At 63.4% G+C, this 9,163-nt stretch carries 10 protein-coding genes; 7 read left to right on the forward strand and 3 right to left on the reverse strand.

What is annotated here, in order from left to right:
* Positions 1-216 precede the first annotated feature (216 nt).
* The 7 genes from IRZ31_RS17640 to IRZ31_RS17670 all read left to right on the forward strand — a co-directional run bounded on the left by IRZ31_RS17640 (position 217) and on the right by IRZ31_RS17670 (position 7,012).
* On the forward strand, positions 217-1,083 hold the full coding sequence (locus IRZ31_RS17640; RefSeq protein WP_297156049.1) for a class I SAM-dependent methyltransferase: 867 nt from the start codon (positions 217-219) through the stop codon (positions 1,081-1,083).
* Entirely contained in the window at positions 1,065-1,622 is a 558-nt protein-coding gene (locus tag IRZ31_RS17645; RefSeq protein ID WP_297156051.1) for a hypothetical protein, read from the forward strand. Before IRZ31_RS17640 ends, IRZ31_RS17645 begins: the two co-directional genes overlap by 19 nt.
* A gap of 269 nt (positions 1,623-1,891) precedes the next feature.
* Positions 1,892-3,088, forward strand: coding sequence for an 8-amino-7-oxononanoate synthase (gene bioF, locus IRZ31_RS17650; protein ID WP_297156052.1), 1,197 nt, complete (start codon positions 1,892-1,894; stop codon positions 3,086-3,088).
* 155 nt (positions 3,089-3,243) lie between these two features.
* On the forward strand, positions 3,244-4,632 hold the full coding sequence (gene bioA, locus IRZ31_RS17655; RefSeq protein ID WP_297156054.1) for an adenosylmethionine--8-amino-7-oxononanoate transaminase: 1,389 nt from the start codon (positions 3,244-3,246) through the stop codon (positions 4,630-4,632).
* The gene (gene bioD, locus IRZ31_RS17660; protein ID WP_297156057.1) at positions 4,629-5,426 is read left to right on the forward strand and encodes a dethiobiotin synthase; all 798 of its coding nucleotides are present in this window, start codon (positions 4,629-4,631) and stop codon (positions 5,424-5,426) included. Before bioA ends, bioD begins: the two co-directional genes overlap by 4 nt.
* 35 nt (positions 5,427-5,461) lie before the next feature.
* Positions 5,462-6,508 (forward strand): biotin synthase BioB, encoded by a 1,047-nt coding sequence (bioB, locus tag IRZ31_RS17665; protein ID WP_297156059.1) that lies wholly within the window; start codon positions 5,462-5,464, stop codon positions 6,506-6,508.
* 105 nt (positions 6,509-6,613) lie between these two features.
* Entirely contained in the window at positions 6,614-7,012 is a 399-nt protein-coding gene (locus tag IRZ31_RS17670; protein WP_297156065.1) for a hypothetical protein, read from the forward strand.
* A 149-nt stretch (positions 7,013-7,161) separates the two neighbouring features.
* Here the strand turns inward: IRZ31_RS17670 and IRZ31_RS17675 are convergent, their stop codons facing one another.
* The 3 genes from IRZ31_RS17675 to IRZ31_RS17685 all read right to left on the reverse strand — a co-directional run.
* Positions 7,162-8,136 carry a hypothetical protein gene (locus IRZ31_RS17675; protein ID WP_297156067.1) on the reverse strand — a complete coding sequence of 325 codons (975 nt, stop codon included), beginning with the start codon at positions 8,134-8,136 and terminating at the stop codon, positions 7,162-7,164.
* Positions 8,137-8,418: 282 nt separating this feature from the next.
* Complete coding sequence (locus tag IRZ31_RS17680; protein WP_297156062.1) at positions 8,419-8,766, reverse strand: hypothetical protein; 348 nt, start codon at positions 8,764-8,766, stop codon at positions 8,419-8,421.
* A 137-nt stretch (positions 8,767-8,903) separates the two neighbouring features.
* On the reverse strand, positions 8,904-9,163 hold a 260-nt coding region (locus IRZ31_RS17685), incomplete at its 5' end, for a hypothetical protein (protein ID WP_297156063.1).

Here is a 9,163-nt window from a genome sequence, read left to right on the forward strand (position 1 = left end):
AAGAGGGCAGTCAAAGAAAGGAGGAAACTTCAGCATGGCCACCGCGCCCCAGCCCTGTGTCCCAAGCATAGCGCACAAACAACCGCCCTGCGAGCGCTGCCTCTGCCGCAGTCTCTGTCTCGCGCAAGCACTGCCCATCATCCTGCCAGGCGGAGAGCGACCGCAGTGGGCCGCCCAGCTGCGGCGCCTGCTGTCCGAGCGAGAGGAGGGACAGGCATGATCTGGCTCTGGCTCGCGCGTCTCCTGGGGGCCGCCAGCTCCCCAATCGTGGCTGCAACTGGCGCCAACGCCGCCGCTCCCGGTCCCGCCGAGACCTATGCCCTACCGCGCTCACGCCGGGAACAGGCCCGCCTCGAACTACAACACTTCGCCCTGCGTCAGCTGCTCGGCACCCACTTCCTGGCGCCTATCGAGCAGCCGGGCGCGATCCTGGACGTCGGCAGCGGTACCGGCGTCTGGCTGCGCGAAGCCGCCCGCCGCTGGCCCCGCGCTCAACTCGTCGCCCTCGACAAAGACCTCACCCTCTTACGTCAGCCTCTCCCCCCTCACTGCCAGCCTGTCCAGGCCGACCTGCTCACCGGCCTGCCCTTCGCCGAAGCCCGCTTTGACTACGTCCACCAGCGCTTTCTGGCCACCGCCATTCCCGTCACCGCCTGGCCCGGCATCCTGGACGACCTGCTGCGCATCACCCGCCCCGGCGGCTGGCTTGAGCTAGTCGAGGCCACCGGCGACACCGGCAACGAAGGCCCCCTTCACCGGCAGGTTCGCACCTGGTTCACCACCCTCCTGGAGCGCCGCGGTCTGCGTCTGGATGCCGCCCTGAATCTGCCCCACTGGCTACAAGAGCGTGGCCTGCAGCCGCAGATTCTGCGCTTCCAGATGCCCCTCTTCGGACGCCGACGAGGTGCTCCCCTCTTCCGCGAAGACGTCTTGAGCGCCCTGCAGGCACTGGAGTCGCAGCTTGCCGCCGTGAATCACATCCCCCGCGAGCAGATCGCCGCAACGCTCACCGCTCTGCCCCGCGAATGGGAGCGCCTGCGCACCAGCAGCGGAGGAATAGCCGTTTGGGGGCGCAAACCATGAGCAGGCGCCGTCATTCCTACCAGGCGCGCCAGCCTGATCGCCCGCACCGTCGTTCGCCCCTGGCCGGACTACAACCGTTCCCGCTGGCCACTCTGCTTGAATGGGTGCTTACCGGGCGCATGCTGGCCGAACTACAAGAGCTGCTCTTTGACCTGCTCTCCCCCACTGGACGAACCTGCTGGGAGCACTGGCTGCAGACACGGGAAGTGCTCTGGCTGCAAGGTCCCATTGCCCAGCAGCTCAGCGAAAACGAGCAGGGCACCCTGTGCAGCATGCGAGAAATAGAGGACGTGCTCATACTTCTGCAGAGGCGCTGTCAGCAGGCGATGGCGAGCCGGGCGACGCTCCTGGTCTATTTCACAGAGCCTGAGATTCACCAGATCCGCTGGCTACTGGGCCTGGTCGAAAGCTTTCTGAGACGCACCTGCCGCGGCATGAAAGCCAAAGACCTGCCCCTCGAACTGCGCGTTGGGCGCAGCCTGCTGCGGCGCCTGGGGAGAACCTTGCGCGACCAGCCGCGACGCGAGAGCCTCAACTGAGCCAGCGTGTCGAGCCAGGCCGAGCCGCCTACGCTCTCCCTTGCTGCCCATCAGGATCAGGCAAGAGCACTGGCGCCAGCCTGCAGAGGTTGCCATATCACTCAGATCGACGCCCAAAAGGACCGGTTCAGTGCCCTTGTCAGCCTGAACCGGCTTCGCTACAATAGGACCAACCGCGTCGCCTCAGCGCGGGCTGGCCAGGCACCAACCGCGATAAGGCCCCGCGGGCCAGACTAGAGCAACCTCAGCAGCACAAGGGAACGTGTAGGATGATGCAGGAGGGCAAGCCTCTCGATTTCATGCGCGCGCGGCTCCACGCCCTGCGTGAGACCCGACTCTATCGTCAGCTACGTCCAGAGCTGGGAAGCAGCGACCCCTGGCTAGAGCGCGATGGGCGCCGTCTGCTCAATCTCAGCTCCAACAACTACCTCGGCCTGGCCACCCATCCAGCCCTGAAGGCCGCCGCCAGCCAGGCCAGCACCCGCTACGGCTGCGGCGCTGGCTCCTCGCGGCTCATCGCCGGCAGCAGCGATCTCCACGCCGAGCTAGAGCGCCGCCTAGCCCGCTTCAAGGGTAGCGAAAGCGCCCTCCTCTTCAACAGCGGCTACGTTGCCAACATCGGCATCATCAGCGCCCTGGTCGGCCCCGGCGACCTCATCCTCAGCGATGCCCTCAACCACGCCAGCATCATCGACGGCTGTCGACTCAGCCGCGCCACTTGCAAAGTCTACCCGCATAACGACAGCGATGCCGTCGCCCACCTGCTCGCCGAAGCGCACCGTAGCGGCCAGTATCGCCGAATCCTCGTCGTCACTGACTCCGTCTTCAGCATGGATGGCGACGTTGCCCCCCTGGAGGACCTGATCGCCCTCTGCCGTCAGTACGGCGCGCTCCTGCTCGTCGACGAAGCCCACGCTACCGGCTGCCTTGGCCCGGGCGGGCGCGGACTGCTCGCCACCGTCGCCAGCGACTACGAGGGCGTCATCGCCGTCGGCACTCTTAGCAAGGCCCTGGGCAGCTTTGGCGCCTTCGTCGCCGGCCCCGCTCTCCTCATCGACTACCTGATCAACGTCGCGCGCCCCTTCATCTTCACCACGGCTCTGCCGCCGCCGGTCATCGCCGCCTCTCTGGCCGCGCTCGCCCTCCTCGAAGAGCAGCCCACGCTTGTGGAGCGTCTCCAGGCCAATGCCGCCTACCTGCGTCGGGGACTGCAGGGCCTTGGCTTTAACACCCTGACCTCCAGCACCCATATTGTCCCCGTGCTGGTCGGCGAAGCCGGGCAGGCTCTCAGCATGGCCGCTCGCCTGCAAGACTATGGCGTCCTTGCCGTCGCCATCCGTCCGCCGACGGTCCCGGAGGGCATGGCGCGCATCCGGGCCAGTGTCATGGCCGTCCACGAGCGCAGCGACCTCGATTTCGCCCTGGAAGCCTTCGAACGCGTCGGGCGCGAGCTAGGGCTGCTCTGAAAGCCAGGCGATCCAATTGACCCGAAGCAGGCCAGCGCGAGGGAAGAGAACGGTGGCAGCAAGGCAGTGGCAAGATGCAGGCACAGAGGAGCAGGGCAAGACGGCGCAGGGATAGAAGAGCGGTGGCTCCGGCGGAGAGAGGGAAAGAGATATCTATGGAGGAGAAAGGAGAAGCTATGGCCTCTCACAGCGAGAGCATTCGCTGGCAGAATCTCGACAAAAGCGTCCTCTGGCACCCATTCACCCAGCAAAGCGACTGGGAGGCGGAAGCCCAGCTTGTCATCGAGCGCGCCGATGGCTGCTATCTCATCGACAGCGACAACAATCCCTACCTTGATGGCGTCTCATCGCTGTGGGTCAACATCCACGGGCATCGTCACCCGACCATTGATCAGGCCATTCGCGAGCAGCTAGAACGCGTTGCCCACACCACCTTTCTCGGCCTGACCCACCCACCTGGCATCGAACTGGCGCAGCGGCTCGTCGATCTCGCTCCGGGCCGCTTGCAGCGCGTCTTTTACTCCGATACCGGGGCCGCCGCGGTCGAGATCGCCCTGAAGATGGCTATCCAGTATTGGCAACAGTGTCCCTCGCCCCAGCCGCAGCGCACCAAATTTTTCGCCCTGCACAGCGCCTATCACGGCGACACCGTTGGCGCCATGAGCGTCGGCGGCATCGAGATGTATCGCCATTCCTATCTATCCCTGCTCTTCCCTCATATCGAAGCCCGTAGCGCCTACTGCTACCGTTGTCATCTGCAGAAGACTTACCCGTCATGTCGGATGGCCTGTCTCGAAGAAGTAGAGCGGGTCATCAGCACCCATGCTCACGAGCTAGCGGCGGTCATCATGGAGCCATTGGTCCAGGCGGCGGCGGGCATCTACGTTTATCCCAAGGGCTACACGCGCGCTGTTTGGGAGATCGCCAAGCGCCACGGCCTCCTCTTCATCGCTGACGAAGTCGCCACTGGCTTCGGGCGCACCGGCAAGATGTTCGCCTGCGAGCATGAGGGTATTGAGCCAGACCTGATGGCCATCGGCAAGGGCCTGACCGGGGGCTATCTGCCGCTGGCAGCGACCCTGACCACGGAAGAGGTCTATCGCGCCTTCCTTGGCCCCGGGCGCACCTTCTACCACGGCCACACCTACACCGGCAATCCGTTGGCCTGCGCGGCGGCCCTGGCCAACCTGAGAGTCTTCGAGCAAGAGGAGACCCTGCAGCGCCTGGAGCTTCGCATCGCCTTGATGGAGGAATGGCTACGCTCTTTCCACGCCCTGCCGATTGTTGGCGACATTCGCCAGTGCGGTTTTATGGTCGGGATCGAGCTGGTCCAGGACAGGAAGACCAAGACGCCTTTCCCGCCCGAGCAGCGGGTCGCCGTCCGTGTTATCAAGGAGGCGCGCAAACGTGGTCTGATCTTGCGTCCGCTTGGCGATGTCCTGGTGATCATGCCGCCGCTGGCGATTTCCCATCCTGAGCTAGTGCGCTTATTGGACATTACGTATGCTGCTATAGAGAAAGTTGCGGAGGAAGTGCTTTCATGAAATGGGCCTGTTTTATCACTGGCACCGATACGGGAGTTGGCAAGACCATTGTCACGGCGGCCCTGGCCGCAGCCCTGGTGCAGCGCGGGCTGAGTGTCGGGGTCATGAAGCCAGCCGAGACCGATTGTCCCCCGGAGCAGGGGCGTGAGGGGGCACACGATGCGCAGTTGCTGCGGCGGGTGGCGCGCTGTGCGGCCCCGCTGGAGCTGGTGGTGCCCTATGCCTTGCCGCTGCCGCTGGCGCCGGCCCTCTCGGCGGAAGAGGCCGGGGTCACTATCGAGCTGGCTGAGATCGTCCGCTGCTATCGAGAGCTGCTGGCGACCCATGACGTGGTGCTTGTCGAGGGGGCTGGCGGCCTGTTGGTGCCACTGACGGCCCAGCAGACCATGCTTGATCTGGCCGTCACGCTGGGGCTGCCGCTGCTGGTCGTCGCGCGCAACGTCCTTGGCGTCATCAATCACAGCTGCCTGACTGTGGCGGTGGCCAGCCAGCGAACGCGGGTGCTGGGCGTGGTCCTCAATCATCCGGTCCCGCCCGACGAGAGTGATCCAGCGGTCCGCAGCAATGCCGACGCCTTGCGGCGCTGGTGTCCGGCGCCGTTGTATGGTCCTTTGCCCCATCTTGCCGACCTGAGCGAGGAGGCCCTGACGGCAGCTGGCAGTCGGCTGCTATCTGCCGAATTGCTGGAGGGCATGGCGCTTGACATCGCCGAGGGCGAGAGGATCGCTGCAAGTGCGGCAGCCGCGGCGGAAGAGGGGGTTCCAACCGAGCCGCTCAATGAAGCGGGCGCCTGATGATCAGCAAGCTGTCTGGGGAGGAAAGAAAATCAATGCTCGTTGATTTCCAGTACCTGGCTGATAAGGCCATCAATGGGGAGGTGCTCACGCGCGAGGAGTGTCGTGCTGTGCTGACCTGCCCGGATGAGCAGGTATTAGAGCTACTGGCCGCCGCCTATCGCGTGCGGCGCACCTTCTGTGGTCAGCGTGTGCATCTCCACATGCTCATCAACGCCAAGAGCGGGATTTGTCCCGAGGATTGCCATTACTGTTCGCAGTCGAGTATTTCGCGTGCGGCCATCGAGCGCTATCCGCTGGTCAGTCTGGAGCGCCTGCTAGAGGGGGCGCGCCGGGCGAAAGAGGCGCGCTGTCGACGCTATTGTATCGTCATTAGCGGACGTGGAGCCAACAATCGAGAGATCGACTTTCTGGTGCGAGCCGTGCGGCGCATCAAGGAAGAGGTAGATATTGCTATCTGCTGCAGCGTTGGCCTGATCTCCGAGGAGAAGGCACGCCAGCTGTATGAGGCGGGAGTGGAGCAGCTCAACCACAACTTGAACACCAGCGAGCGCTACTATCCGTCTATCTGTACAACGCACACCTATGAGGATCGCTGGCAGACGCTGCAGGCGGCGCGGAGGGCGGGCCTGCATCTCTGTAGTGGGGCAATCTTTGGTCAGGGTGAGTCACTGGAGGATATTATTGATGTGGCGCTGGCCTTGCGCGAGCTGGAGCCGCAGTCGATCCCAGTGAATTTCCTTTTACCGATTCCGGGAACGCCGCTGGAGAACACGCGCTATTTGCGTCCCTATGACTGTCTACGCATTCTCTGCCTGATGCGCCTGACCAATCCGAAGCAGGAGATTCGCGTCTCAGCTGGAAGAGAGGTGCATCTGCGTTCTTTGCAGCCATTGGCGCTTTATGTGGCCAATTCGGTCTTTGTGTCGGGCTATCTAACGACGCCGGGGCAGCACTACGAGGAGACGTGGCAGATGATTCGCGACCTGGGTTTTGAGATCGAGGAGCATGGGCCTGAGAGGGCAGAGGAGGTAGAGCCAGCTCCGGCGCCCGGCGAGACGGTGGGGAGCGGGGAGCGCTGAGAGGCAGACTGGACCGTTGCATTGGACCTGGGTGGCCAGTCCGCAGCTGAAAGACGGCAAGCAAAGGCACCCGCTCTGTCCTGGCCCGATAGAGCGGGTGCCTTTTTGTCTCTTCTGCGGACTGAGATGGCCGGCCCGACGCTGGCTTTAGGAGCTGCTCCCAGGGGATGCCCCTTCGGACGGGCCTTCGCTGGCGGGCAGATGGGGAAGCAAGAGAGCGCGCAGGTGTTCGGCGTCGGGGGCCAGGCCGACAGCGAGCAGGAGCTGATGGATAGTGCGCAGCGACTGGAGGTGAGGGGCGACGGTCCTGGCGAGCGGCTCCAGCTGGGGAAAGCGGCTGCGGACCCCCGTGATCAGATCCTCACGACCCTGCTGGAGACCTTCCTGACGGCCCTGCTGGATGCCCTCCTGACGGCCCTGCTGGAGACCTTGCTTGAGACCTTCTTCGATGAGAGCGCGGGCAGCGTCGGTCTGTTTGAGTTCGGCGATCAGTTCGTCGAGTGACATGTTAACTCCAGCTTGGGTGTGTGGTCGATTATCGGTATGGGGGGTCAGCCCCATCTCCACTTGGAGTGGGGCTGACCACGGGAGGAGCGAAACCAGCTCCGGCTTCGGTGGGAGTGGATAACGGAGAAAGGGTCCGGCTTAGCTGGCTAAGGTTGGGAGCCGTTAGCGGTTGGGGCAGTCGGTGGCTGGCCGCCGCTGTCGGGCAGGTGGGCCAGCAAGAGAGCGCGCAGGTGTTCGGCGTCGGGGGCCAGGCCGACAGCGAGCAGGAGCTGATGGATAGTGCGCAGCGACTGGAGGTGAGGGGCGACGGTCCTGGCGAGCGGCTCCAGCTGGGGAAAGCGGCTGCGGACCCCCGTGATCAGATCCTCACGACCCTGCTGGAGACCTTCCTGACGGCCCTGCTGGATGCCTTCCTGACGGCCCTGCTGGAGACCTTGCTTGAGACCTTCTTCGATGAGAGCGCGGGCGGCGTCGGTCTGTTTCAATTCTTGAAGAAACTCTGTCAGCATCTGGATCTGCTCCTGAAGCCACAGGCGCTCGCTGGCGGGAGCGTCGGCCCAGGCCAGCGAGGCTAACAACAAGCCAACTTCGAGTAACTCGTACTGGCGCGTCTGCTGGAGCCGCTCGATCATGGTGCGGATGACCTGGCGGCTGCGCCCGTCGCGCGAGAGCGGCAGCAGCGGCAACAATCCCGGAAGCTGCCGCGCCAGCAACTCCTGTGCTGGCAGCTCCCAAAGCTTGATCACTTGAAAGTAGAAGTCGTAAACGGGAGTCGCATCGGGTAGTTGACGCCGGTAGGGAGTAGTGACCACCCCGCAGCGGCGTAGATAGATTACACAGGAGAGCACAGGATAACCGTAGCGCTCGTCTGCAAGGATATTATACATCAGCAGACGATGGGCCATCTTGCCATCGGCCCGGCTCTGAAACTCCAGATGAATGAGTAGAGTTTGTCCCTGCAGGGAGCAGGCGCTCAGCGTATCAGCGGCGAGCAGCCCTAGCTCAGGAAGGGACGGATCGGGTTTCAGGACAAACTCCCCAGAAGCGTGCTGCAGAAAGCGGGCCTGCGGCAGAACAAAGGTGATCAGGTCCTGGGCCGCCAGCCCGAAGAGTCGCTTCATGCTCCGGTCCCAACGAGAAGCCATAGAGTTGTGAGCAAGCCTCCTGTTCTGCGGTGGTGGCGTGTATGTTGAGTATAGCAGATTTGGAGACATAGATCAAGAGCTTTTTGCGATATCTCGCTTTATACAAGAGCGACTATCAATAAACAAGCGAGCGATATTTAAGGGAGCGAGCAAAGGTGCTCAAGAAGCGGCTTCGCAGTGCAAAGCGAGCCTGGTTATGGAAGAGGGTAGGCGAAACGACGCTTGCTCTGCTGCTGAGAATGCCTTGCCTGTGGAACTCTACTCGCGTGGCTGGGAGCCGTTAGCGGTTGGGGCAGTCGGTGGCTGGCCGCCGCTGTCGGGCAGGTGGGCCAGCAAGAGAGCGCGCAGGTGTTCGGCGTCGGGGGCCAGGCCGACAGCGAGCAGGAGCTGATGGATAGTGCGCAGCGACTGGAGGTGAGGGGCGACGGTCCTGGCGAGCGGCTCCAGCTGGGGAAAGCGGCTGCGGACCCCCGTGATCAGATCCTCACGACCCTGCTGGAGACCTTCCTGACGGCCCTGCTGGAGACCTTGCTTGAGACCTTCTTCGATGAGAGCGCGGGCGGCGTCGGTCTGTTTGAGTTCGGCAAGCAATTCGTCGAGTGACATGGTCGCTCCTGATAGTGAAGAGCTGGGAAGCTGCCTGGAGGTAGTCAGCTCTGGTTGAGCCAGAGCTGACTACCGAAGAAGAGCAGCCGGCATCGGCTTTGGTGGGAGTGGATGGTAAGGAAAAGGGTCTGGCTTAGCTAGGGTTGGATGCCATTCGTGGTTGGGGCAGTCGGTGTCTGCCCGCAGCTCTCGGGCAGGTAAGAGAGCAGGAGAGCATGCAGGTGCCCGGCATCGGGAGCGCTATAGACGTGCTCCAGGAGGAGCAGCAGGGCATCGAAGTCGCTCAAGGAAGCGGAGACCTGATCTGCCAGCTGATAGAGCTGAGGGAAACGGGCTTTGACGAGAGTTAAGATGCGCTGGCGAGTCTTGTCAAGGCTCTCCTGACGGCCCTGCTGGA

Source organism: Thermogemmatispora sp., from assembly GCF_019683635.1.
Lineage (GTDB): Bacteria > Chloroflexota > Ktedonobacteria > Ktedonobacterales > Ktedonobacteraceae > Thermogemmatispora.

Bases quoted from the DNA above. Each gene is read 5' to 3' on its own strand.
- bioF (WP_297156052.1), top strand. From the start codon at position 1,892: ATGATGCAGGAGGGCAAGCCTCTCGATTTCATGCGCGCGCGGCTCCAC.
- bioA (WP_297156054.1), top strand. From the start codon at position 3,244: ATGGAGGAGAAAGGAGAAGCTATGGCCTCTCACAGCGAGAGCATTCGC.
- bioD (WP_297156057.1), top strand. From the start codon at position 4,629: ATGAAATGGGCCTGTTTTATCACTGGCACCGATACGGGAGTTGGCAAG.
- IRZ31_RS17675 (WP_297156067.1), bottom strand. From the start codon at position 8,136: ATGAAGCGACTCTTCGGGCTGGCGGCCCAGGACCTGATCACCTTTGTT.
- IRZ31_RS17640 (WP_297156049.1), top strand. From the start codon at position 217: ATGATCTGGCTCTGGCTCGCGCGTCTCCTGGGGGCCGCCAGCTCCCCA.
- IRZ31_RS17680 (WP_297156062.1), bottom strand. From the start codon at position 8,766: ATGTCACTCGACGAATTGCTTGCCGAACTCAAACAGACCGACGCCGCC.
- bioB (WP_297156059.1), top strand. From the start codon at position 5,462: ATGCTCGTTGATTTCCAGTACCTGGCTGATAAGGCCATCAATGGGGAG.